Origin of the sequence: Bacteroides sp. 1_1_14, from assembly GCF_000162515.1 — a bacterium.
Taxonomy (GTDB): Bacteria; Bacteroidota; Bacteroidia; order Bacteroidales; family Bacteroidaceae; genus Bacteroides; species Bacteroides thetaiotaomicron.
In genome coordinates, this window is sequence record NZ_GG774704.1 from 223,535 (window position 1) to 249,751 (window position 26,217).

The 26,217-nt window shown below is 43.3% G+C and carries 16 protein-coding genes, 1 tRNA gene and 2 pseudogenes; 6 read left to right on the forward strand and 13 right to left on the reverse strand.

The annotated features are described in order from the left end of the window. Positions 1–20: 20 nt before the first annotated feature. From HMPREF9007_RS16835 to HMPREF9007_RS16825, 3 genes are read right to left on the reverse strand one after another with little or no spacing between them, the layout of a single operon-like run. On the reverse strand, positions 21–908 hold the full coding sequence (locus HMPREF9007_RS16835; protein ID WP_008760915.1) for a DUF5683 domain-containing protein: 888 nt from the start codon (positions 906–908) through the stop codon (positions 21–23). Beyond that, positions 909–1,799: a ParB/RepB/Spo0J family partition protein gene (locus tag HMPREF9007_RS16830; RefSeq protein WP_008760916.1), complete on the reverse strand. Its 891-nt coding sequence runs from the start codon at positions 1,797–1,799 to the stop codon at positions 909–911. It abuts the gene before it with no gap. Positions 1,800–1,810: 11 nt separating this feature from the next. Then, entirely contained in the window at positions 1,811–2,575 is a 765-nt protein-coding gene (locus HMPREF9007_RS16825; RefSeq protein WP_016269488.1) for an AAA family ATPase, read from the reverse strand. A gap of 360 nt (positions 2,576–2,935) precedes the next feature. Between HMPREF9007_RS16825 and surE the strand changes: the two genes are divergently transcribed. The 3 genes from surE to HMPREF9007_RS16810 all read left to right on the forward strand — a co-directional run bounded on the left by surE (position 2,936) and on the right by HMPREF9007_RS16810 (position 5,771). Beyond that, positions 2,936–3,715 carry a 5'/3'-nucleotidase SurE gene (surE, locus tag HMPREF9007_RS16820; protein WP_008760918.1) on the forward strand — a complete coding sequence of 260 codons (780 nt, stop codon included), beginning with the start codon at positions 2,936–2,938 and terminating at the stop codon, positions 3,713–3,715. 51 nt (positions 3,716–3,766) lie between these two features. Beyond that, entirely contained in the window at positions 3,767–4,903 is a 1,137-nt protein-coding gene (gene lpxB, locus HMPREF9007_RS16815; RefSeq protein ID WP_008760919.1) for a lipid-A-disaccharide synthase, read from the forward strand. Between the two features lie 91 nt (positions 4,904–4,994). Next, on the forward strand, positions 4,995–5,771 hold the full coding sequence (locus HMPREF9007_RS16810) for a NigD-like protein (protein ID WP_008760920.1): 777 nt from the start codon (positions 4,995–4,997) through the stop codon (positions 5,769–5,771). A 111-nt stretch (positions 5,772–5,882) separates the two neighbouring features. On the opposite strand, the gene HMPREF9007_RS16805 is transcribed toward HMPREF9007_RS16810, so the two are convergent. From HMPREF9007_RS16805 to rsfS, 3 genes and pseudogenes are all read right to left on the reverse strand, one after another. Beyond that, the gene (locus HMPREF9007_RS16805) at positions 5,883–6,725 is read right to left on the reverse strand and encodes a phosphatidate cytidylyltransferase (RefSeq protein ID WP_008760921.1); all 843 of its coding nucleotides are present in this window, start codon (positions 6,723–6,725) and stop codon (positions 5,883–5,885) included. A 16-nt stretch (positions 6,726–6,741) separates the two neighbouring features. Next, positions 6,742–8,868, reverse strand: a complete 2,127-nt coding sequence (gene ftsH, locus HMPREF9007_RS16800; protein WP_008760922.1) for an ATP-dependent zinc metalloprotease FtsH — start codon at positions 8,866–8,868, stop codon at positions 6,742–6,744. Positions 8,869–8,877: 9 nt separating this feature from the next. Beyond that, positions 8,878–9,236, reverse strand: a pseudogene (gene rsfS / locus HMPREF9007_RS0124810) (ribosome silencing factor). A 264-nt stretch (positions 9,237–9,500) separates the two neighbouring features. On the opposite strand from rsfS, the gene HMPREF9007_RS16795 reads away from it, so the two are divergent. Beyond that, a tRNA-Gln gene (locus tag HMPREF9007_RS16795) sits at positions 9,501–9,571 on the forward strand. Between the two features lie 213 nt (positions 9,572–9,784). Here the strand turns inward: HMPREF9007_RS16795 and HMPREF9007_RS16790 are convergent. From HMPREF9007_RS16790 to rsmA, 6 genes are all read right to left on the reverse strand, one after another. Then, positions 9,785–11,626: a RagB/SusD family nutrient uptake outer membrane protein gene (locus tag HMPREF9007_RS16790; RefSeq protein ID WP_008760923.1), complete on the reverse strand. Its 1,842-nt coding sequence runs from the start codon at positions 11,624–11,626 to the stop codon at positions 9,785–9,787. A gap of 24 nt (positions 11,627–11,650) precedes the next feature. Continuing rightward, on the reverse strand, positions 11,651–14,752 hold the full coding sequence (locus tag HMPREF9007_RS16785) for a TonB-dependent receptor (RefSeq protein ID WP_008760924.1): 3,102 nt from the start codon (positions 14,750–14,752) through the stop codon (positions 11,651–11,653). Between the two features lie 39 nt (positions 14,753–14,791). Then, positions 14,792–16,135: a DUF1735 domain-containing protein gene (locus HMPREF9007_RS16780; RefSeq protein ID WP_008760925.1), complete on the reverse strand. Its 1,344-nt coding sequence runs from the start codon at positions 16,133–16,135 to the stop codon at positions 14,792–14,794. Positions 16,136–17,040: 905 nt separating this feature from the next. Beyond that, positions 17,041–18,918 (reverse strand): DUF349 domain-containing protein, encoded by a 1,878-nt coding sequence (locus HMPREF9007_RS16775; RefSeq protein WP_032850269.1) that lies wholly within the window; start codon positions 18,916–18,918, stop codon positions 17,041–17,043. 85 nt (positions 18,919–19,003) lie between these two features. Further along, positions 19,004–20,344, reverse strand: coding sequence for a magnesium transporter (gene mgtE / locus HMPREF9007_RS16770; protein ID WP_008760927.1), 1,341 nt, complete (start codon positions 20,342–20,344; stop codon positions 19,004–19,006). Between the two features lie 53 nt (positions 20,345–20,397). Beyond that, positions 20,398–21,201: a 16S rRNA (adenine(1518)-N(6)/adenine(1519)-N(6))-dimethyltransferase RsmA gene (gene rsmA / locus HMPREF9007_RS16765; protein WP_008760928.1), complete on the reverse strand. Its 804-nt coding sequence runs from the start codon at positions 21,199–21,201 to the stop codon at positions 20,398–20,400. A 70-nt stretch (positions 21,202–21,271) separates the two neighbouring features. On the opposite strand from rsmA, the gene HMPREF9007_RS16760 reads away from it, so the two are divergent. Continuing rightward, on the forward strand, positions 21,272–22,258 hold the full coding sequence (locus tag HMPREF9007_RS16760; RefSeq protein WP_008760929.1) for a lysylphosphatidylglycerol synthase transmembrane domain-containing protein: 987 nt from the start codon (positions 21,272–21,274) through the stop codon (positions 22,256–22,258). Positions 22,259–22,282: 24 nt separating this feature from the next. After that, a pseudogene (locus tag HMPREF9007_RS16755) lies at positions 22,283–23,739 on the forward strand (aminoacyl-histidine dipeptidase). Between the two features lie 582 nt (positions 23,740–24,321). Here HMPREF9007_RS16755 and HMPREF9007_RS16750 read toward each other — a convergent pair. After that, on the reverse strand, positions 24,322–25,878 hold the full coding sequence (locus tag HMPREF9007_RS16750; RefSeq protein ID WP_008760930.1) for an ATP-binding protein: 1,557 nt from the start codon (positions 25,876–25,878) through the stop codon (positions 24,322–24,324). Positions 25,879–26,217 lie beyond the last annotated feature (339 nt).

Below are 26,217 nucleotides of genomic sequence, written 5' to 3' on the forward strand. Positions count from 1 at the left end.
GTTCAATCTAAATTGTGTTTTTAAAATCGTAGTACGCATTGCAGTCCCACTGACTTATTCTTGTAACTGTTGGAGCGGAACTGGCTGTTATTGTCGATGACAGTTGGCTCCAGCTTCATACTCAAGTCAGGTGAAATGTCGAAGTTCGATAATTCCGCATCGACATAGGCATCGATGATGGAGATAAGGTATACTCCGATAAATGCAAATATACTAAGGTCCCGAAAACGACGGAACGAGTCCTTTCTTCGTTTCAAGGTGTTTTTCAGTTGCTCTTCATTATACTGGGCGTTCGGTGGCAGCAAATCTTCATAGCTCTTGGTGTTTGGATTACTGTCCATGATGTCCAGATAGGCCTGTGAATAGTCTTTATACATTTTCCCGTTCCAGCTGAGGGCATACGCACATCCTGCAAACCCTCCATATATAATAGGTAGTTTCCAGTATTTACGGTTGTAAATCTGTCCTCCGCCGGGGAATACGACTGCAAGCCATGTTGCTTTGGTCGGGTTGGGAATGAACAGTTTCTTGTTGAGATCCTGCACAGGAGGTACTGTGTCGGTTTTCACTACAATAGGTGCCGGCTGTTCTATCTTCTTCAGTTCTTTTTTATTGGCTGCGTCAAGGCTGTCGGCTATCTGTATTTTGGCAGCAGACAGACTGTCGGTTGCTTGCAGGCGTTCCGGATGCAATATTTTGATTGAATCCTTTTTCAACGAATCCATCACCTGAGCAGGATCCCGGTGCCTTCGTGCACGTGCTTTCGGTGCTTCCCGGCTCTGAATAATACTGTCTTTCTGTACCGGAGTCACAGGTTCTTGTGCATACACATCAATCCCTGCCACCTGTAGAAAACAGAGAAGCAGGGTGATGATGAGTAACTGATATTTCTTACTTTTTCTTGTCATCTACTTTTTTAGCGTATCGAAGATTTCCATGATACGTTCCAGTTCCTCCTCGTTGCTGAAAGGAATACTGATTTTTCCTTTCCCCTTTTCGGAGCAAGTCAGTTGTACCTTGGTGTTGAAAAATCCCGTGAGTTGTTGCTTTAGTAAATTAAACTCTTCCGGTAGTTTGCTGCGTTTCGGAGTGATTTTCCGTGTGCCGCTTTTCACAGCTTCTCCTTCGCTCAGCGATTTGACAATCTCTTCTACTTTGCGGACGGAGTATCCGTGTTCCTGTATCTCTTCGAATATTTTTACTTGAAGTTTGGGGTCGCCTAATGAAATCAATGCACGTGCATGTCCCATATCTAGCTGTTTGTTTTGTAGAGCCATCTGTATAGGAGCCGGCAGTTTCAGCAGACGCAGGTAGTTGGCGATAGTGGTCCGGTTCTTGCCGATACGTTCGCTCAGGCGTTCCTGTGTCAGTTCATACTGGTCCAGCAGATGTTGATAAGCCAATGCTATTTCTACCGCATTCAGGTCTTCACGCTGTATGTTTTCAATCAGCGCCATTTCCATCATGTTTTCGTCGTCGGCAGTGCGGATGTAGGCAGGGATGGTTTTCAGTCCTGCTTTTTGTGAAGCACGGTAACGACGCTCTCCCGCGATGATCTGATACTCATCGTCCGAGAGTTTGCGTAGAGTGATAGGCTGTATGATACCGATTTCCGCAATAGAATCAGCCAGTTCCTGCAATGCCGTTTGATCGAATTCGCGGCGTGGCTGATTGGGGTTGACGGTAATCTTCGCCAACTCTATTTCACTAATGGAAGAAGAACCTTCGGTTTTCACATCATCCATTGAGAGCAGGGCGTCAAGTCCGCGTCCTAATGCATTTCTTTTTTGTGTTGCCATATCTTCTTCGGTTATTTATTTCTGTTGATAATCTCTTTGGCAAGGGCGAGATGGTTTTTGGCACCGGTAGAGTCCGCATCATAAAGAATGGTCGGGATACCGTAGCTGGGAGCCTCGCTCAGTTTCACATTTCGCTGGATCACGCTGTTGAAAACTAATTCCTGGAAGTGTCTTTTCACTTCGTCGTAAATCTGGTTTGCCTGACGCAGACGTGAGTCATACATCGTCAGCAGGAAACCTTCGATTTCCAGAGCGGGATTCAGTTTCGACTTGATGATTTTAATCGTATTCAGCAGTTTGCTGATGCCTTCGAGAGCAAAATACTCAGCTTGCACGGGGATGATCACGGAGTCGGCTGCCGTCAGGGCATTGATGGTGATCAGTCCGAGTGAAGGAGAACAATCTATCAGAATATAGTCATATTCTTTCTTCAAGGGTGTGAGCACTTCTTTCAGTATCTTTTCGCGGTTTGGGAGGTTCAGCATTTCAATCTCTGCTCCTACAAGATTGATGTGCGAAGAGATCACTTTCAAAGAGTCGATTTCTGTGTCAAGAATAGCGTCCTGTACATTGGCTCTGTCAATAATGCATTCATAGATAGTGCATTCCGACTGCTTGATGTCCACTCCCAGGCCGGAAGAGGCATTTGCTTGCGGGTCTGCATCTACCACGAGTACTTTCTTTTCAAGTGTAGCAAGTGACGCTGCGAGATTAATCGTAGTCGTGGTCTTTCCTACACCCCCTTTTTGATTGGCCAAAGCAATTATTTTTCCCATATACTCTAAATTTATTGGCAGCGAAATAAGTGATAATTCCTTAGAGCGCCTACGAAAAAAGAGAAACTTTGCATTTTCTGTTGATAAGTCACCGGTTTTGTTAATAACTGCCGGACGAAACAGTTCCGAAACCTGGTTGATTTTATCATCATACTTTCTCTGTTTGAGCTTGCAAATATACATATTTATATTGGATATCTATTTCTTTTTTTACTCGCTTGCAGAAGATTAAGATTTGTAAACGGGTGTATATTCGTCAGATAGCGATGTGATTAATATGATATTCGGAGATAAGCGGTTGGCAGTACGGTTACTTTTTGCTACTTTTGTGCGAACATTAAAAAGGAAAGGATTGAATATATGGAAAGTAAGAAGCCGTTGATCCTCGTTTCGAATGACGATGGTGTTATGGCTAAAGGTATTAGTGAACTGGTGAAGTTCCTTCGTCCGTTGGGGGAAATTGTTGTAATGGCACCCGACTCTCCGCGCTCCGGCAGCGGCAGTGCATTGACGGTGACTCATCCGGTTCATTATCAACTGGTCAAAAGAGAAGTGGGACTGACTGTATATAAATGTACAGGAACGCCGACCGATTGTATCAAGCTGGCATTGGGCTCAGTGCTCGACCGGAAGCCTGACCTGATCGTAGGCGGTATCAATCATGGAGATAATTCCGCTATTAACGTGCATTATTCAGGAACGATGGGAGTAGTGATTGAAGGCTGTCTGAAGGGAATTCCTTCGATTGGTTTTTCTCTGTGCAATCATCAGCCCGATGCTGATTTTGAACCTTCGGGTCCTTATATACGCAAGATAGCTGCCATGATATTGGAAAAAGGACTGCCCCCGTTGACTTGTCTTAATGTGAACTTTCCCGATACTCCCGACCTCAAAGGAGTGAAGGTTTGTGAACAGGCAAAGGGATGCTGGGTGAATGAATGGGTAACTTGTCCCCGTCTTGATGACCATAATTACTTTTGGCTGACCGGTTCATTCACCGATCATGAACTTGAAAATGAGAACAATGATCATTGGGCGCTGGAAAACGGATATGTGGCTATCACGCCAACGACAGTCGATATGACTGCTTACGGCTTTATAGATGAACTGAATGGCTATTGTCAGCAACTGGAATTCTGACATACGCATTGTGCTGATTTCAAATATCAAAACTCCTAATTCAAAATTCCCATGAAGTACTATCTGATTGTCGGTGAAGCTTCCGGAGACTTGCATGCGTCCCATTTGATGACTGCCCTCAAGGCGGAAGATCCTCAGGCCGATTTCCGCTTTTTCGGTGGAGATTTGATGGCTGCCGTCGGAGGAACGATGGTGAAGCATTATAAAGAGCTGGCGTATATGGGATTTATTCCAGTACTGCTTCATTTGCGTACGATTTTTGCAAATATGAAACGTTGCAAGGAAGATATTGTGGCGTGGAATCCCGATGTGGTGATCTTGGTCGATTATCCCGGTTTCAATCTTAACATAGCTAAGTTTGTGCATTTCGAGACGCAGATTCCTGTCTTCTATTATATTTCTCCGAAGATATGGGCATGGAAGGAGTACCGCATAAAGAATATCAAACGTGATGTGGATGAACTTTTCTCCATTCTTCCTTTTGAAGTGGAGTTTTTTGAAGAGAAGCACCGGTATCCTATACATTATGTAGGAAATCCTACGGTAGATGAAGTGGCTGCTTATCAGAAAGCTCATCCTAAAAATTCGGAAGCATTCTTGGCGGATAATAATCTGGAGGATAAACCGGTAATCGCACTGTTGGCGGGAAGCCGGAAACAGGAGATCAAGGATAATCTGCCGGATATGCTGAAAGCTGCTTCTGCTTTTCCCGATTATCAACTGGTACTGGCCGGTGCTCCCGGCATCGCTCCGGAGTATTACAAACAATATGTAGGGCAGGCTAAAGTGAAAATAATCTTTGACCAGACCTATCGTTTGCTACAACATGCGGAGGCGGCTTTGGTCACTTCGGGTACGGCGACTCTTGAGACAGCCTTGTTCCGTGTTCCTCAGGTGGTTTGTTACTATACACCGATTGGAAAAGTGGTTTCGTTTTTGCGTCGTCATATCTTGAAAGTGAAATTTATCTCACTAGTCAATCTGATTGCAAATCGTGAGGTTGTAAAGGAGTTGGTTGCAGATACAATGACAGTCGGAAATATGCAGAGTGAACTAAAGAAACTGATTGAAGATCAGGAATATAAGGATCGTATGCTTGCCGAATATGAGTATATGGCAGATCGGTTGGGGCCTGCAGGTGCTCCCCAGCATGCTGCTCGCAAAATGCTTGAACTGTTGAAAAAATAACTTTCTTTTTCTGAATAAACGTAAAGCCGGTGCAGTAAATGCCCGGCTTTTTTATTTATATAGCAGAAGAATTAAAAAGAGAGGAATAAATATGAAAAAATTTAATTGGCTTTTAGTAATGTTATTGCTCGCATTGGTACCTGCGCTGCAATCATGTGACGACGATGGGTACTCAATTGGAGACATAGGATGGGATTGGGCTACAGTTCGTGCTACCGGTGGCGGTGGTTATTATCTGGAAGGTGATCGTTGGGGTATGATTGATCCGGTGGCCAGCTCTATTCCTTGGTACAAACCGGTAGACGGTGAACGAGTAGTTGCTTTTTTCAATCCTTTGGCTGATACGGATAAGGGTGCTCAGGTAAAGATCGAAGGAATTCAGGAAGTGTTGACAAAAGAAGTGGAAGATATGACGGCTGAAAATGAAGAGGAATTCGGTAATGATCCTATCGTGATTTATCAAGGAGATATGTGGCTGGGAGGAAAGTTTCTGAATATCATCTTCCATCAGTATTTGCCTCGTTCTGAAAAGCACCGCATCAGTCTTGTACAGAATAAGATAGAACCGGAAGCTCCGGAAACACCGGAAGCTTTGAAGGTGGATGAAGATGGGTATATACATCTGGAATTACGTTACAATACGTATGATGATGTGACTGGATACCGGGGATGGGGACGAGTTTCTTATAATCTGGAAGAGTTCTATCCAACGGCAAAAGATGCAGCTGAAACAGAATTTAAAGGATTCAAGGTGATTATTAATTCAGAAGAAAATGGAGAAGGAAGAGTGATCGTTCTTGATTTGGATCATCCGGTAGGCGTTCCGGAAAAAGCGAAAGATGTGCATTCTACTTCTTTTGTTAAATAGCAAAACTTTTATAAATAACTAAACCTAAACCTTGACGAACACTGTGTGTGAAAAAAAAGGTCGGAAGTGCTTCAAAGCGGCTTCCGACCTTTTATTTTATTTATTCTGTTATTAAAACCAAGTCAGTGCATATAGATAAAAGACCGCTGCCGGTATAGCCATCAAAGCACTGTCGAAGCGGTCGAGCATCCCTCCATGTCCCGGAAGAATGGTTCCCGAATCTTTAACGTGCAGCTGGCGTTTCAGTAATGATTCTGTCAGGTCGCCCCATGTTCCGAAAACGACAACGACTATAGCCAGACCTGCCCATTCCCACATTGACATAATCGTGAAATAATGTGCCAAGACAAAAGAAGCTCCGATAGCTACTACTCCGCCACCGATGGAACCTTCCCATGATTTTTTAGGAGAAATACGTTCAAACAAGCGGTGTTTGCCAATTAATGAACCGACACAATATGCACCCGTATCACTCAGCCAAAGGAATATAAAGATAGACAATGGCAGGATCGGATTGTAGCTTACGCTGCTATATTCCGGATCAGTATGAAATGCCAAGACATTGAGCAAGGCAAACGGCAGGCCTATATAAAGCTGGCTGAGCATGGAATATGCCCAGTTAAGCATTGGACTTGCCTTTTTCAGATACAGCTCACTGATCATCAAATAGAGTAGCAGCAGCAAATAAGGAATGAAAATCTTGGAGTCGGCTGCATCGATACAGAATCCCATCACTGCGAGGAACAAGTAAGCTCCTCCCAGCATGATAATGGTTTTGTTTACATTGACTCCTTCTGCGCGGCTGTTGATTAACTGTCCGAATTCATAGATTGTCAGTGCACTGATCGCCATGAACAGAATGCCGAAGCTGAAAGAATTATAGAGTATACATCCCACTAAAATGGCAACAAAGAGTATACCCGTAATGGCCCGTTTTATAAAATTACTAATCAAAATCTTCGTGTTTTAATTATTTAGATTCGGTAGTTTGTTCTTCCTCATTGGATTTTGCTTCTATAGTAACTTTTCCTTCTACGGTTACTTTTTTTCCTTCCGCAGTGATTTTCGTTTCTGTAGTTGCTTCTTCCTGAGCAGAATTTTTAGCTTCCTCTTCTTTGATTTCTTGTTCTTCTGCTTTCAGTTTCTCGGCAAGTTCTCTTTCCGCTCTGGCAGCGTCCTGGCTTTCTTTGGCAGCCATGATTTCTTCCGAGCGGGATGCCCACGGGCGTTTACCGAAAATACGTTCGACGTCTTCGGCAAAGATCACTTCTTTGTCGATCAGTAACTGAGCCAGTTTATTGTGTCCTTCCATATGTTCGGACAAAATCTTCTTGGCACGTTCATATTGCTCGTTCACCATCCGTTTCACTTCTTCGTCGATGAGTTCGGCTGTTTTTTCGCTATATGGACGGTTGAAAGAATATTCCTCATTATTATAATAGCATAAGTTGGGTAGTTTGTCACTCATACCTAAATAAGCAATCATGCCGTATGCCTGTTTCGTAACTCTTTCGAGGTCGTTCATGGCACCGGTAGAGATGCGTCCGATGAACAGATCTTCGGCTGCACGTCCTCCGAGGGTAGCACACATTTCATCAAGCATTTGCTCTTTAGTAGTGATCTGACGTTCTTCCGGCAGATACCAGGCGGCACCCAATGCACGTCCGCGGGGAACAATTGTTACTTTGATCAATGGATTTGCGTATTCCAGCAACCACGAAATAGAGGCGTGTCCTGCTTCATGCAAGGCAATCGAGCGTCTTTCCGCTTCTGTAGTAATCTTGGTCTTCTTTTCCAGACCACCGATGATACGGTCTACCGCATCCAGAAAATCCTGCTTGCCTACAAATTTCTTTCCGTGACGGGCTGCGATCAGCGCAGCTTCATTGCAGACATTCGCAATGTCCGCACCGGAGAATCCCGGAGTCTGACGTGCCAGCAAATCTACATCTACTGTATCGTCTATCTTGATCGGGCGCAGGTGTACGCCGAATACTTCTTTACGTTCGTTAAGGTCGGGCAGGTCTACGTGTATCTGACGGTCGAAACGTCCGGCACGAAGCAATGCCTTGTCAAGTACGTCCACACGGTTGGTAGCGGCAAGGATAATCACACCACTATTGGAACCGAAGCCGTCCATTTCAGTCAGCAACTGATTCAGAGTGTTTTCACGCTCATCATTTCCACCCATTGCCGGGTTTTTTCCACGAGCACGGCCTACCGCGTCAATTTCATCGATAAAGACAATACAAGGAGCTTTTTCTTTAGCCTGCTTGAACAAGTCACGTACGCGGGAAGCACCTACACCGACAAACATTTCTACGAAGTCGGAACCTGCCAGTGAGAAGAACGGAACGTTTGCTTCGCCGGCAACAGCCTTGGCAAGCAAGGTCTTACCGGTGCCCGGAGGGCCTACGAGCAATGCGCCTTTGGGAATCTTACCTCCCAAGTCAGTATACTTCTGAGGTTCTTTCAGAAACTCTACGATTTCTTCTACTTCCTGTTTTGCTTCCGCCAGGCCGGCTACATCCTTGAATGTAATCTTGATGGAGCCTCCCTTTTCGAAAAGCTGGGCTTTGGATTTTCCTACATTGAATACACCGCCGGCACCACCGCCGCCACCGCCGCTCATACGGCGCATGAAGAATATCCATAGGGCGATTAATAAAACCAGTGGAAGAATATTAATCAGGATTGCCGGGAAAATATCCGAATCGGCAGGGTAATCTGCGATTCCGTCAAAATGACCGGCTGCTTTTTCGTCCTGCAGAAATTTATCCAGTCTGTCCTTGGAAGGAGGGTTACTGGTGATAATCGGGTTTCTTCCCACTTTGGTGGAGTCCGCACCGAATATTGCACCTACGGCATTCGGCTTGACATGGGCTTCGAGAGTTTTCTCAGAGCCCAGCACTTTGCTGATGTAGCCGTTAGTGACATACTTCTGGAAGTCGCTGTAAGGAACGACTTTACTTCCGCTTCCTCTTGAATCGCTGCTCCACCAAAGGCCGAGAAGCATGAGGGCAATAATCATATATAGCCAGTTCAGATTGAACTTGGGCATATTCACCTTATTGTTATTAGTATTATTGTTGTCCATAATTGTGGATTAGTCTAAATCGGGGATTTGAGTAAGTTTGGCGTCAGCCCACAGATGTTCAAGATTATAGAAGGATCTTACTTCCGGCAGAAAGACATGTACGAGTACATCGGAATAATCCATTGCCACCCATTCTGCATTTCGGAGTCCGTCGATTGCGGTCGGTTTGCTGTCTGCACCTTTACGGGCAAACTCCTTGACAGAGTCTACAATAGCATTTACCTGACTAGGGGAGTTCCCCTGGCATATAACGAAATATTTGCAGATGGTATCTTCTATACTGGTTAAATCAGCAATAATGATGTTTTTACCTTTTTTTCCTGAATTCCCTCTTTAATTTTTTCAATTAATATTTTCGTATCGTTCATTCCTGTAATTGAAATTAATAATTCATGTTCTCTTTTGGTTTATAACAAAAAAGGATTCCCCTTTGTTTCTGATTATAAACGTGATATTTTTGACAAATATACGGTGATTTATTGGATACAAGAAAGTTATGACTTAATTTTTGTGTTTTTTAGGGGAGATGCTTCTACTTAAGGGAGCAAAATGAGAGTTTTTGCAAAAAAAATAGCAGAAATGTTTGCAATTCCCAAATTATTTGTATCTTTGCACCCGCAAACGAAAATTATTGGGCTATGGTGTAATGGTAACACTACAGATTCTGGTCCTGTCATTCCTGGTTCGAATCCAGGTAGCCCAACAAACCACCAGCTTTTTAATGACAAAACCCCGCTAAAACTGCAATTTTAGCGGGGTTTTTGCTTTTTGTGGTATACTTTCAAGTTGGTAAGGCTCAAAAAAAAGAGTCTTCCAAAATGAATGGAAAACTCTTTTTACATCAGCACCGTTTAGGTGATGTTTTTCTGCATCTATGATGGGATACCTATTGTGTCTGTGTTATGACATTTGGCTGCTACCAACCCGGATTCTGAACAAGTTTGCTCGACTTCTGAATCTCGTTTAACGGGATAGGATAGAGGTACATGCGTCTTTCAAAAATACGGGTTTCAAATGCGGTACGCTCCATAAAGTCCTCCAGGTTATCGGCATTCATATTCATACCATGTACCGGTCCGCCTTGCTTATATCCTTCTTCATCGGCACACATCCAGCGACGGACGTCGAAATAGCGTTGTCCTTCGGCGAATAGTTCGATCCGGCGTTCTTTGCGGATGGCTTCTTCCTGTAAGGCTTGGTTGCCTTTTATTTCAGGCTTGATGTCCTTTAGTAAAGGGATACCTGCCCGGTAGCGGACACTGTCGATATGTGCAATGATACGTTCATCCGAAGGATTTACATGGTTCAACGCTTCGGCATATAATAAATAGAAGTCGGCGAGACGGAATAACATTCCTGCTCTGTATTTTGATTTGGCATTGCTTCCTTGGTTTAAAAGATCACGGTTCATTCCCTTGTAAAGCAGATAGCCGGAGTAGCTCATATCCGCTTTGGAGTTATCGTCTCCGCTGCCTTTATAGAAATAAATCTGTTTCGTTGTTTTTTGCCATGTCTTGCCGGAGTAAGTTATGGCCTGATAAAAACGTGGTTCGCGATTCTTATACATATTAGGAATGCCGTCTTCGCCAATGCCTTCTTCTGAATAAAGTCCTGACTCGTGAATACTCTTGCCGTCATTCATGTAGAAATCGTCAATGGCTTCCTGCAATACACCTACACAACCGAATCCGCTATATATCGCACGTGGAGTGCATCTGCGTTCTCTTCCTTCTCCACCTACATCGCCCCATGAATTCTTGCTGGTTTGCCAGATAGCTTCCGGGTTGTTCAAACTTACCTGAAAGAGTTGGTATAGAGATTCTTCTGCATTCAACTCTCCGTCTTTATCTTTTTCTTTATAAAGGTGATAGTGAGTTTTTGCATAATCAATGAAGCGCTGCAACGCGTTTAAGGCAGTTTGCCATTTTTTGTCATCTTTCGCAGGAAACAGTTGTTTGTCCTGATTATCCCTCAATGCGATTGCTTCCGAATATCCTCCGTTAAGTAAGGGGCTTGCGGCATACACGTGGAGTTTTGCCAGAATAGCCAATGCTGCCCCTTTGGTAGGTGCTGCGCTTCGGTTCTCGTTTGGAGTCCCGTCATCGTTCACTTCCTTTTCAGGCAGCTCATTGTAGCATTCATTGAGTTCGGAATCGATGAATTGCACTACTTCGTCGACAGAGTTCCGGTAATAGTCCAGATCACTTGCGGACGGTTCCGATATTTCTGTCATAATGGGGATAGGACCATACAATTCAAATAACAAGTAGTGATAGTAAGCACGTAGGAAACGAGCTTCGTTTTTCAATCTTGCCAATTCGTCTTCGTCAATGTAATCCGTAACGTCACCTTGCTGTGGGATCGTATGCGAGTATGCCAGAAATTCGTTTGCCTGACGGATTTGTTTGTAAAGACTCCAGCGCGATAAATCCGCCGATCCGGCATGGTAACCTACTGTCGGAATTGTCTTGACATTATTTTGTGCACTTTTTAACTCGTCGGAAACTGCCGGCCAGGGATTATCCAATCCTGTCAAGGCTGCATAAGAACTGGTTATAATAATGTTTGATACATCCGGAATTCCGGAATATATATATCGGTGGAAGCGACGGGCATAACCGGTATTATTGAATACTTCTTCCATGCTTAATTCTGCCGCCAGGTCGTCCGATACATCCAGATAATCGCTGCAACCCGAAAAGAATATCGTGCTTAGTCCTACGGTCACTATGATTGATAGTTTTTTCAATGTCTTCATATATATAATGTATTATATGTATTATTAGAAAGTAAAGTCAAGACCGAATGTGAAAGTCCGGCTCAGTGGATATGAGAAGCCGCCGTTGGTGTTTCCAAGTTCCGGGTCCCACATTTTGATATCATCCCATACACAAAGATTGTTTCCTTGCAGATAAACACGCAAAGCTTGTATACCGATTTTTTTCAGTGTTTTCTCCTTGAAGTTGTAACCGACTTCAATATTTTTCAGTCGCAGGAAGCTGGCATTCCGCAGCCACCAGGTGCTGGCAGCTGTATTGTTATCATAATTGGTAGAGTGCATGCGCGGGAACATTACATTTTGGCTTGGGTTCTGTTCGGTCCATCTGTTGGCTACTTCTGATCGTACAGCGGATTCTTCGACTCCCCATTGGAACGGGAAAAATGCTCCGTCCGAGCTGGCTCCTAATACGGTCGATGTATTTCCTGATCCTTGGAAGAAGATACCGACATAGGCTCCTTTCCATTCGGCATTGAGGCCGAAGCCATAAACTATTTCCGGAACGGAAGGATTTCCTACATCTTCCATTTGGTCGTTGCTGTCGATCTTACCGTCTCCGTTCAGGTCTTTGTATTTGATATCTCCCGGACGTACTCCGCTTGACAAGCCGGATACAACTCCCGGTTTCAGTTCATACTGGCGGTTCAGACCTTCACCTGTTATGTTGAAGTCGTCGGCGGTATAAAGTCCGTCAGCAATGTATAGTTTCCATGAGTTGAGGCGAGTTCCTTTCTTTTCGAGCCACGGATAGACTTGTGGTACCTGATCATATTCGAGGATTTCGTTGCGTGCAAATGTAAAGTTGCCGCGTGCGCTCAGGTTTACTTCACCGACTTTATAATTGAGATTCAGACTTGCATCCACACCCTGGTTTTTCACGATACCGAAGTTTTGCCATGGCATTTGCTGGAAGCCTGTCACATTGGAAACGGTATTACGTTGCAATAGGATGTCCTTACGTTTGTTGTTGAAGTAGTCCACTTGCAGGTCAATGCGGTTGTCGAATAACCCCAAGTCGATACCGAAGTTGCGTTTGTCTTCGATTTCCCAGGAAAGAAACGGTGACTCGAACTGGGCTTCGGTAATTCCATTGCCTACTCCGCCCAATGCACCGCTGTTGCTGAATCCGATATTATAGCCACTATTATCTTGTTTCATGGTTCCACGATATAAGAAGCGGTTGCCTCCGGTATCGTCGTTACCGGTACGCCCGATGGAGAATCTTAGTTTCAATTTACTTACTACCTTTTTCAAGGCTTCCGGATAATAATGTTCATTGCTGATATACCATGCCAAACCCATGGCGGGGAAGAAACCGAAGCGATAGCCTTTTGCAAAGGTTTCCGAACCGGTGTAGCCGAAGTTACCTTCTAAGAAATAGCGTCCGTCATATCCATAAGTTACACGGCCTACCAAACCTTGCTTTCTATAAGGTAAAGCGTTATTGTGATACTGTGTTTCTTTTTGCATGTATAGGAACATAGCGCCTACATCGTGTTTCTCTGCAAATGTACGGTTGTAATTGAAGGCTGTTTCAAAGTAAATCTTTTTGTTTGAACTGTTACTCAGGTTTTCTGATAACACATCGCTGCCTTCTACTACAGTCTTATATAACAGTTTGCCATTTTCGTCGCGTCCTGTGGCCAGATATTGTGTCGGTGTTTTGGTGCGTTTGGCGATATATGACATGTCTGCGTCAAAGCTGATGAGGCCTTTCCATGTCAAGCCCTTAGTCAGGAAGTCCAGTTTTTGATCTACTTCCACTTTTGATTGGATGGAAGTTCTCCATTCTTTGGCGTATCCTGAGTTAACAAGCAGGTTGTACGGGTTGGAACGATTGCCTGACGGACGGGGATGTCCGGCCACAGTTCCGTCGGAATAAACTGCCGGCATGATATAAGACGGAGTACGGCACATGGTAGTAAAAATAGTGCTGGTTCCTGTTCCCGGATAATTGGTTTGCAGGTATTGTCCGCTGAGGTCTACTTTTACTGTTGTGGTTTTAGTTGCGTCAAAGTCAATGTTGCTGCGCAGATTGTAGCGCTTCAATCCGATATTGTTATCATAGTCATTGCCGAAATCCTTGAATATACCATTTTCCTGATAGAAGGCGCCGGATACGAAGTAACGGGCACGTTCAGTTCCTCCTCTTACGTTCAGGGTATACCGCATATTATAGGTGTGGTTTCTTAGCATTGCATCCAGCCAGTCGGTGTCCGGATATAAATCACGGTCGGCTCCGGGACCGTATTTAGCTATCTCTTCGTCTGTGCGTATGCTGGCGGTCCCTTCGTTGTTCAATGCTTCGTTGTATAGGTTCAACGTTTCTACTGAGTTCATGAAAGTCGGCAGACGTGTTGGTTCGAGAATAGTTCCTTCGGCTCGGAAAGAGATTTTAGGTTTCTGTGAATTTCCTCGTTTGGAAGTAATCAAGATAACTCCGTTTGCGCCTTCGGCTCCGTAAACAGCTGTGGCGGCAGCATCTTTCAGTAAGGTAAATGATTCAATTTCATCCGCTTCAATATCCTGCATTTGCCGGGGGACACCGTCGACTAATACAAGCGGATTGGTACCGCCTTTGAAAGAACTTTGTCCCCGAATCCAAAAGTCGGCATTGTCATATCCCGGTTCACCGGAACGTTGCACTGCGATCAAGCCCGGTACTTGCCCTGCCAGATTATTGGTCATATTACGGCTGGAAGAAACGGACAACTCTTTGGGACCGATGGCGTTGATGGAGCTCACTACGCTGTTCTTCTTTTGTTTTCCGTAGCCGATAACAACGACGTCCTCCAGCATCTCTGTGCTCGGAAGCATTTTGATTGCTAATACCTTTTCTCCTTTATAAGTGATTTTTTGCTGTTCGTAACCCACATAAGAGAAAAGAAGTATATTGCCTTTTTGGGCTTTGATGGTGAAATTACCATCTACGTCAGTGATGGCACCGACTGTGGTTCCTTCGATTTTTATTTGCACTCCGATCATCGGCTGCCCGTTTTCATCGACTACGAGTCCTGTCGGACTTTGTCCTTGTGCATAAATAGTGTTTATTCCTGCAAATAAGGCAAACAGAATGAAACACATTACTTTTAATATCTTATTCATAAATGTTTCTTTTAAGTAAGAATTAGAAAATAATTAAGGTTACTTGTCCGTGCCGTATACATATATTTCTGCCAGGTGTCCTACAGATGAACCACTGCCCAGAGTGGGGATGTAAATACGTATCCAGCGTGCATCACATGCTTTTACGGGGACCATTTGCTCTGTTTTTATGCTACCGTCAAAGAAGTATTTTCCAATTAGGTTCCATGTTTCACCGTCATCTCCTGCATAAATCTCAAGGTTCATAGAAGTAAGTGCATTTTGTCTGGCGATGAGTCCTAATTGGCTGACACTGTTCTCTTTGCCCATGTCGAGTATTATTTCGTATGGTGGAGCTACTTCTCCTCCCTGCCATTTACTATGCCAGAAAGTGTTTATCTCTCCGTCAATCAAAGATATTGTCTGACCGTTGTGGGGGTAAGCGGCTGAAACTTCGCCTGTCTTTTCTTCCGTGTTGGCAGTCACTGTCCAGTGGTCACGGTTAATAGGGCCGCCTTGTTTGATTACGAAATAGTTGGCTACCGTTTCCTTGTCTATGTTGATGCTGGCGTCTCCTTGTCCGCTAAGTCCGCCGAGTGAAACCGGAAGAAGATAATTTCCGGGGGGAAGTGTTTCACCCAGCAGGCTAATAGCAGAGCCTCCCGTTGTCTTTCCCTTGGCGATAGTGACATCGGGAAGAGTGTAGAAGTCGGAAGGTAAAGATATGTAATAGGTCGAATTTGCCGAATTGTAGTTGTCCACATAGTCCGCTCCTTTGGTTGCAAACGAGGTCGTCAGATCCCATTCGTTCTCAAAGCTTATCTCTGTGTCGAGATTCATAGGTGAAGTAGTTGTTCCTCCTTCTACTACGAAGTCTCCTCCGGTAGATGCAAGTCTGACGATGGCTTCTTTAACGATAAATCCGTAAAGTGTTGCCGTTCGGTCGGAGTTCATAGGAGTCCCTGTAGAGGATACCCGTAATGGAAGAACGTATTTAAGTTCATCAAAGCCGCACAGGTTGTAGATTTTGTGAGGATCATACACCAGACTGCCTCCTGTTACGCGCCTGTCTCCGCCAGGAGAGACGGAATAGGTTGCATTTTCAATCGTATAGCATTCGGGAGGTAGTAATTGATAGGAAGTGCCGTCCGCATTATTCAGAGAATCCAACAGGGATTGTTCTACTGAAAAAGTCACCGTTCCTCCGGTATCCTCTAATCCTGCCTTGGCAATGGATAGATCAATCTTGTTGAGAGGGCCTAAATCGTAAACTTCAATGGTGGAGAATCCACTTTGTGATGCTGAGAACATTCCCTTAGAACGTTCGTTATCAACATCTTCTACGCAGCTGGTAATGCATAAGAATGCCAGCAAGCATGGTGTTAGTTCAAAGCATTTTTTCATAAATTAATATTAGTTTTATTAAAGGTAAAAAGGGTAAAAACAAGTTGAAGTACTTGTGGTACTCTTGGATTTGGAATACTTATTTCTTTCTCATAGGCATTAAAATTAGAAGTTAAAACTTTTATTTGTGTGCTGAACTATGCTGATTTAAAGTCAAAAAAATAATAGGTTCTATGTCTTAGTTCTTGTAGAACTATAATATAGTAGATGATAAGATGGAATAGAATGCATGTTGTTGATAATCAATGGGGAATATTGGGGGATGTAAACGTGTAATAGTGAAATACTCACTCTGTTTCTACCCGTTGATTGATTAAATGAGAATAAATGAAAAACTTATTTGTAATTTAAATATGAAATATTCTTGAAAAATAGTATGACTTTTTCAAACTAATTAGTATATTTGCACACGAATCGTTGATTTTTAGCAAAAAAGATGGTAAATCTATTGCTTAGTTAGATGCATTAGTTTAGATACAAGTGGATTAACAAACTGTTTTTTTGTGCTAAGTTCTACAAGAACTTAGTTTAATTATTCCTCTATTCCTTTTTAATTGGTTGATTGTTTCGGTCAGACCGGGCGAAAAACTCACTTCTTAAATATAAAGCATTTTGGCAGTCGTTTAATTACGGGTGTAAGGGAGAAAATATTTAATTGCTATTTGGATAGTACACAGCGTGATAAAGGTTGTTATATTCTCAAAGAGTTCTCATGCCTTTGAGAAAAAATTCTCACCACACTGAGAAAAAATTCTCATGCCTTTGAGAAAATTTTCTCATTGCATTGAGAATTTTTTCTCAGTGCAGTGAGAATATAATGAAAGCTTCAATAAAAAAGCCAACTAAATCCATAATGGGTTAGTTGGCTTTTATATTAGAGGATTTATCCTTTGTTTCGGGAATATTTATTCTTCCGCTTTCAATGATTCATCGATAACCTTGATTTTCTGTAATACCAGTTCAAGGTCAGCTTTCAGTTTATCCACTTTTCGATTCAGTTCAGTCAGCAGGCTGCTACCTTTCTTGGAAGAAGAAGTAAGGAATCCCAGGTTATTTTCATAAGTCTGAAGTTCATTCTTCATATTCTCATAAATACGTACCAGTTTTTCCCGTTCTCTATATAAAGACTGAGAGCCTCCTCCTTGGATATTGCTGATGTTTGAACGGAAATTGCTTAATTTCTTGTTGGATGCACTGATGTTGAAACGGTCGAACAGTTGATCGATCAAGCCATGATATTGCTTATACAATTTGTCTTTCTCCTTGAACGGAACATGACCGATGGTATTCCACTCCTTCATCAGTTCGCGTACCAAAGTGCTGGCTTCGTCAGTATCCATGTTTTCATCGATTGAAGCTAATTTTTCAATCAACGCTTTCTTCTTCTCCATGTTCTCTACTTCTACAGAACGTTGTGAAGAAGTAGCCTTGTTTTTCTGGTCGAAGAAATAGTCACAAGCAGTGATGAAACGTTTCCATACGGCATCCGAGTATTTCTTGGCTACCGGACCGATTGTTTTCCACTCTTTCTGCAATTTGGTCAGCGCATCAGCGGTTGCTTTCCAGTCAGTGCTGTCCTTCAGTGCTTCTGCCTTTTCGCAAAGTGCTTTCTTCTTTTCCAGATTCTCGTTCATTCCCTCTTTCAGAGCCTTGAAGAATTCTCCTTTCTTTTTGAAGAAGTCATCGCAGGCATGACGGAAGCGTTCGAATATCTTCACGTTCATCTTTTGGGGAGCGAATCCGATTGTCTTCCATTTGTTTTGCAGAGCAATCACTTCCTGCGTCTTGTTCTCCCAAGCCGAGAATGTTTTCAGTTCATCATATTCAATTGCTTCTACAATTTCGCAAATGACAGTTTTTTGATCCAGATTGTGCTGTTCCGATTCTTTCAGCGCTTCGAAATGTTGCTGGTGACGGCGGTTTACAGCCGTAGAAGCAGCCTTGAAACGGTTCCAGATTTCGTCACGCAGTTCTTTAGCTACCGGACCCGTATCACGAAATTCCTGATGCAGCTTCTGAAGTTGGTGGAAAGCGGAAACTACATCTTCTTCGTCAGCAAGCTTTTCGGCTGCTTCGCAAAGATGAGTCTTGATCTCCAGATTCTTTTTGAAGTCGTATTCACGAAATTCGTTGTTCAGTTTCAGCAGATCATAGAATTTCTCTACGTACAGTTGGTAATTCTTCCAAAGTTCATTCACCTTGCCCTGAGGAACCAGTTTGGTCTCGTTCCATTGCTGTTGCAGCTTTTTGAACTCTGTATAAGATTTATTGGCATCATCACCCGATTCTACCAATTCTTTAAGTTCTTCGATAATGGAAAGCTTGACTTGCAGATTTTCTTCTTTCTGACGTTCCTGTTCGGCTACAAGTTGACTTCTTTTCTCTTTGATCGATCCCATGAGGCGTTTGAATTCCTCTTCTGTCGGATCATCCTTCGGAGTGAAGTCTTCGGCAGCGCCTCCGTTGTCGATAAATTGCTTTTTAGCAGCTTCTAACTCGGCGTTGTGTAACTTGTAGAATGATTGTTTTAGATTGTCAATTTCCTGCTTGTTTGCGTTTTCCGAGTCTTGCGCAAGCTCTTTCAATCGGTTCAGTACGTCTTCCTTTGTGGCAGGTTTAGGTGCTGCTTCAGTCTGAACTTCGGCAGTAACTTCTTCAGTAACTTTTTCGGTACCTTCTTCAGTCGGAGTCTCTGTAATGGCTTCAGAAACCTCAACTGTTTTCTTTTCTTCTTCTAACTCCCCTTGGTTCAAGGGAAGATTAGTGTCATGAGCGTCCATCATTGTATATTAGTTTTGGGTCACAAAATAATGAAATAAAACGATTACTTCATACTCTTTTGCTTATTTTTTTTTGATTATCGCATTTTTATGATAATAAAACAGTAATTCCCATGTACAGCATCATACCGATTATGTCATTTGTGATGGCTATAAACGGACCTGTTGCGATGGCGGGATCTATTTTTAGTTTCTCCAGTGTCATCGGGACCAGTGTGCCGAAGATGGAGGCGAACATCACAACGGCAAACAGGCTGATGGATACGGAATAAGTAACCGTAGCCGTCGCACCAAACCGGATAAAGTTGTAGGTATATACCAGCAGGGAGATGATGGTAGCATTGATTAAGGCTACTACCGCTTCCTTGGTCACTTGCTTGAAAGTGTTTTTGGCGTCCAGCGAACTGTTGGCAAGCCCTTGTACGATGATAGCGGAAGACTGTGTACCGACGTTTCCTCCCGTACCGCCAATCAGCGGAATGTATAATGCCATTTCGGGGTGTGCGGCAAAGGTTGCGTCGAAATTTCCCAATATCATGGAGTTTCCGATACCTCCGATCATGCCGATCAGTAGCCAGGGCAGTCGGGCTGTGGTCTGTCTTAGTACGTTGTCATCGGTTTCTACGTCCTGCGAAAGACCGGATGCCAACTGGTAATCACGTTCCGACTGTTCACGAACTTCGTCCATGACGTCGTCGACGGTGATCTGTCCTATCAGTCGGCCGATGCTATCCACCACAGGGATGGCAACAAGGTCATACTTTTCGATGGTTTGCGCCACTTCGTCGATGGAAGTGTCTACGTGTACGGAGATCGGGTCTTTCTGCATCACGTGTTTCACTTTGGAGACAGAAGGGGAGGTGATCATCTTCTTGAGCGGGAAGATTCCCCTCAGGCGTTCATCGTCGTCAATGACATATACATAATATATTTCGTCCAGTTCTTCGGCTTGCTGACGCATTTCCTTCAGACATTCGGGCATACTCCAGTTCTCGTTCACGACTACCATTTCGGTGCCCATCAGACCACCGGCGGTGTTTTCGTCATATTTCAAGAGGTCCACGATGTCTCCTGCCTGTTCGATGTCTTCGATGTGCGAAAGAATTTCTTCCTGCTTGTCTTCGTCGAGGTCACGCATCAGGTCTACGGCATCATCCGTGTCCATGTAGTCCACAAAGCGCTTGGCGATTGTTTCCGAAGGGATCATTTCGAGGAACTCTTTACGAACGTCCTCATCCATTTCGACGAGTACGTCGGCCGCGGTTTCATTGTTGAGCAGGCGGTAGACAAACCGGGCTTCTTCCGGGTTCAGGTCATCACACAATTCAGCGATGTCGGCGGGATGAAGGTCGACAAGAAGTTCTTTAACCTTATCGGCATCTTTTTGCTCGATAAGGTGTTTTACGTTGTCAATGTATTCCTCGTTCATCTTTTTGTTTACGATTAAACGTTTTACAAATTACGGGTTTCGCTCACTATCGGTCAGTTACCGGATGCGGTGGCTGTTTTCAGCGCTTCTTCCACCTGGTTGGTCAGACTGATGAATTCTTCCACCGACAGTTGTTCCGGGCGCTTGTTAAATAATGCATCCTCCGTCAGCGGACAATCTTTGCCTAAAATCGGCTTGATAGAGTTGCGTAATGTTTTGCGCCGTTGGTTGAAGGTGGTCTTCACCACTTGTTTGAACAGTTTTTCGTCGCATCCCAGTTCCTTGGTATCATTGCGGGTCATGCGGATGACGGCACTTTTCACTTTTGGGGGCGGGTTGAAAACATGTTCGCTGACGGTAAAGAGATATTCTACTTTATACCATGCCTGTATCAGTACGCTCAGGATGCCGTAGGTTTTGCTGCCCGGTCCGGCAGCGATACGTTCGGCTACTTCTTTCTGTATCATTCCGGTACAGCAAGGGATGATGTCCTTGTTTTCCAGCATCTTGAAAAATATCTGGCTGGAGATGTTGTACGGGTAATTACCGGTCAGTACGAAAGGCTTTCCGTCGAACAACCGGTGAAGGTTCATTTTCAGAAAATCGTCTTCGATAATGTGATCCTCCAGTGACGGATAGGCTTCACGGAGATAGGCAACCGATTCGTAGTCTACTTCAACGACTTTTACCAACCGGTCTTTTTTTACCAGAAACTGGGTCAATACTCCCATACCCGGTCCTACCTCCAATACAGGCAGTTCGGGGAAGGTGTCGACTGTATCGGCAATATCCTGCGCTACTTTCAGATCTTTCAGAAAGTGCTGTCCGAGAAACTTTTTAGGCTTTACTAATTTCATTTACCAACTAAATAATTACTTTTGCAGCCGACAAAGGTAATTCTTTTAAATGAAGAATGAAGAATTAAGGATGAAGAAACTACTAAAAAAGACGCTGAAGCTGATATTACCGATCGTTTTAGGCGGCTTTATTCTATACTGGGTTTATCGCGACTTTGATTTCAGCAGGGTCGGCGAGGTATTACGGCATGGTACGAACTGGTGGTGGATGCTTTTTTCGCTCTTGTTCGGGGTGCTTGCTCAGGTATTTCGCGGGTGGCGGTGGCGGCAGACGCTGGAGCCGCTGGATGCTTTCCCCAGAAGAAGCGACTGTGTGAATGCCATCTTTATTTCTTATGCCGCCAGCTTGGTCGTTCCCCGGATAGGGGAGGTGAGTCGTTGCGGGGTGTTGGCGAAGTATGATAATGTCTCGTTTGCCAAATCGCTGGGGACAGTGGTGACGGAGCGACTGGTAGATACATTGACCATTTTTCTGATTACCGGCATTACTGTATTGCTGCAAATGCCGGTGTTTGTCACTTTCCTTGAAAATACGGGGACCAAGATACCTTCTTTTGCTTATCTTTTGACTTCGGTATGGTTTTATATCGTCCTGTTTTGTTTTATCGGGGTGGTGGTGCTTCTTTATTATTTAAGGAAAACGCTGTTTTTCTATGAACGGGTGAAAGGCTTTGTGTTGAATATTTGGGAAGGAATCATGTCTTTGAAAGGAGTACGCAATATTCCTTTGTTCATATTTTATACATTGGCCATCTGGGCTTGTTATTTTTTTCATTTCTATTTTACGTTCTATTGTTTTGCATTCACTGCTCATTTGGGCATTCTTGCGGCACTGGTAATGTTTGTCGGCGGTACGTTTGCTGTTATTGTGCCGACTCCCAACGGGGCGGGACCGTGGCATTTTGCTATCATGGAGATGATGATGCTTTACGGAGTAAATGTGACGGATGCCGGAATATTTGCTCTAATTGTGCACGGTATTCAAACTTTTTTGGTAGTTTTGTTGGGTGTATATGGTTTGGCGGCTTTGCCGTTTACCAATAGACAGCGAAAGTAATCACTTAATAAAAATAGATTTGTTATGAGTACTATTCTTTCTTTAGCTCCACAGAATGTGTGGAAGCATTTTTATTCGTTGACTCAGATTCCCCGTCCGTCCGGACACATGGAGAAAGTGACTGAATTTCTGATTAACTTCGGAAAAGGCTTGGGACTGGAATCTTTCGTAGACGAAGCGGGTAATGTGATTATCCGTAAACCGGCAACTCCGGGCATGGAAAACCGGAAAGGTGTAATTCTTCAGGCACACATGGATATGGTTCCTCAGAAGAATAATGATACAGTTCATGATTTTGAAAAAGATCCTATCGAAACTTATATAGACGGTGACTGGGTAAAAGCCAAAGGTACTACGCTGGGTGCTGATAACGGACTGGGTGTAGCTGCTATCATGGCTGTACTGGAAGCGAATGATCTGAAACACGGTCCGCTGGAAGCATTGATCACTAAAGATGAAGAAACCGGAATGTACGGTGCATTCGGCTTGAAACCGGGTACGGTAAACGGAGAAATCCTGCTGAATCTTGACTCTGAGGACGAAGGCGAACTGTATATCGGTTGTGCCGGTGGTATGGATGTGACTGCTACGCTGGAATATAAGGAAGTAGCTCCCGAAGAAGGCGACGTCGCTGTTAAAGTAAGTCTGAAAGGTTTGCGTGGTGGACACTCCGGATTGGAAATCAATGAAGGGCGCGCCAATGCCAATAAGCTGTTGGTACGTTTCGTGCGTGAAGCGGTTGCCAGCTATGAAGCCCGCCTGGTAAGCTGGGACGGTGGTAATATGCGCAATGCGATTCCTCGTGAGGCATGTGCGGTACTTGCCATTCCTGCTGAAAACGAAGAGGAACTGCTGGGCTTGGTGAAATATTGCGAAGACTTGTTCAATGAAGAGTTCTCTGCAATCGAAACTCCGATCAGCTTTACGGCAGAACGTGTGGAGCTTCCTGCCGGTGAAGTGCCCGAAGAAATTCAGGATAATCTGATTGATGCCATCTTTGCTTGTCAGAATGGTGTGACCCGTATGATTCCGACCGTTCCCGATACGGTGGAAACATCTTCTAATCTGGCTATCATTACGATTGGCGGTGGTAAGGCTGAGATTAAGATTCTGGCCCGTAGCTCCAGCGATAGTATGAAAGAGTATCTGACTACCAGTCTTGAGTCTTGCTTCTCTATGGCAGGCATGAAGGTAGAAATGACTGGCGGCTATTCAGGATGGCAGCCGAACGTTGAATCACCTATTTTGCATGCGATGAAGGAATCTTATAAACAGCAGTTTGGAGTAGAACCCGCAGTGAAAGTAATTCATGCAGGTTTGGAATGTGGTATTATCGGTGCTATCATTCCGGGGTTGGATATGATTTCATTTGGTCCGACATTGCGTTCGCCGCACTCACCGGATGAAAGAGCTTGATTCCTACCGTACAGAAGTTCTATGACTTCCTGGTGGCTACATTAGCACAGACTCCGACGAAATAAGGATTCTTTTCCTATTTATATAATAGGTATCATATAGTAAAAAGGCATGGAAGATTATCTTCCGTGCCTTTTTGTCATATTTGCTGCCATTGAAATTATAATTCTGCCTTATAACAAATAAATTAATTGATGCAAATCAATTAATATGCTATAAAACATAAATTTCTTTCCTTTTTCGGCTCAATCTATAAACAATGGTCGTATTTTTGTGTTATAAAACATGTAATTAGGAGGATAACAAAATGAAAAAGTTAGAAAGATTGTTTAGAAAGATCGGCAATGCCGATGTACATGTTTGGGGATACTCAACACTTGGCATACTCCCCAAAGAGAAGATTTAAGTTTTTTAGTTTTCAGGTATTAGTAATTTTAAAGGTTTAAAGATTATGGCAAAGAAAATGAGTTCATTAATTAGAAAAATCCTCAGTGAAGTAGGTCGCAACGAAATGCTTTCATGGGGGTACAGAATTGAAAAATGAGATTCAGTACATTAACTAAGCTTGAGTGGGGATGCGTTATTGAAAACGTTATCCCCACTTTTTATTCTGTCATTTAGGCTGTATAGTGGTTAATCCGCGTTCTTTATCTTTCTGTTTTCCATGTTCCGATAGTTCTTGTCGCACTATCAAAGTTTACCCCCACTTTTATTATTTTCCAGTCTCCCACCTGATAGGGAATGGCATACTCCTTACTATTAATCTGCGCCAATGCTTCTTCCGGTGTACCGTCCACTTTAAATTCAAAGACATAAAGGGTATCTTGTAATTTTACAATGGCGTCAGCCCTTCCGATAGCTGTATCTACTTCCACATCTATATATTGCCCCATCAGCCTGAAAAATAGATAGAAGATGGTTTGGTAATGTTTCTCTTCTTTATTATTTAACTTATTAGGGATAGAAGCGAAGAAGGACTTTAGTCTTTCCAGGCATCCATCCAAATTTCCGGCACGTAAGTCTTTAATAAATGATACTATATAAAATGTATTCTCTCGTGCGGGCAAATGTACATAAGCAGGCATGAGAGATTCGAGAAATCCTTTCCTGACTTCCTTGTTGGGGTAAGCTAAGGTATAGAGCTGAAAACTCGGGTCATATCCTTTAATAGTGAGATAGCCGCTTTGATAAAGTACTGGAAGGGGGTCGGTAATTCTATTAGTGGGAGCATCAAATTGTTCTGCTGTAGCAGTAGTGTCATCCAACTCACGGATATCAAAGTTGCTTTCTTGTAGTAGATCTATCAAAAAAGTGGGAGTACCGGTAGAAAACCAAAAATTGGAATACTTTTTTTGTGCGAAAGCATTGAACAGACTGAATGGATTATAAATATCCTCGCTATTTTCACTAAAATGATATCCGTCATATTGTTGTTTCAGATGAGTACAAGCTTCTTCATATGTTTCGTTATTGGCTTGAGCCATCTGTTCGATATCGATTTGCAGTGTGTGTACCTCTTGTTCGGTAATGCCGCATATAGCGCTATATTCATCCCACATACTGATATTTTGCAAGTTGTTCAGTTCGCTAAAGATACTCATTTGACTGAATTTGCTGATACCTGTGATAAAAAGGAAACGGATATATTGGCCTTGCGCTTTCAAAGGGCTGAAGAAATCGCGCATAATATCACGAATTTCTATTTGCAATTCCGTATTGTTATTACTGTCCAGCATGGGAGCATCATATTCATCTACAAGTATCACAACCGGTTTGCCGGTCTGTGTATATGCGCGTTGTATGATTCCCTTTAAACGAAGGCTGAAAGTCGTTTCTCCTTCTTCGCGTCCATATAATTTTTCCCATTGCAGTAACTGGTAATTAATGACGGCTGATAACGCTTCGGCAGTCATATATTTACTCACACTGAAATCAATATGTAGCACCGGATAAACAGCCCATTCTTTTTCCAGAGTTTCCATTGCCAATCCGTTGAACAAGTCTTTCTTTCCGGAAAAATAAGCTTCGAGTGTAGATACTAGCAGACTTTTCCCGAATCGTCGGGGACGGCTTAAAAAATAAACCTTATTTGTGTTTGTCAAACGGTAAATTAACTCCGTTTTATCAACGTACACATAACCATTATTTCGCAAATCTTCGAAATTCTGTATTCCTATCGGGTATCGTCTGAGTCTCTCGTCCATCTAAATTACATTTTTATATGAAACATAGACAAAGATAGAACTAAATAGGGGAAAATCAAAGATCAAAAAGTATATTGTTGTTTTCTTCCATTTTTATTTTCGTATTTCTTTTCACATAATATACTCTTGTTTTCTTCCCATATTACGATACATTCTTTTAGCTCCTCACCTGTTTTATTTCTATTTGTGTATATATCGGTCTCATGGTGAAAAAATGACCTTCTTAAAAAGGGAATATTTAAACAGTCAGGAAGGCGCTAATGCCAACATCATATAAATATAGAATGAAAAAGCTTCGGCATTTGTAACTATGATATTTACTCTTTTTATGAATTGGAT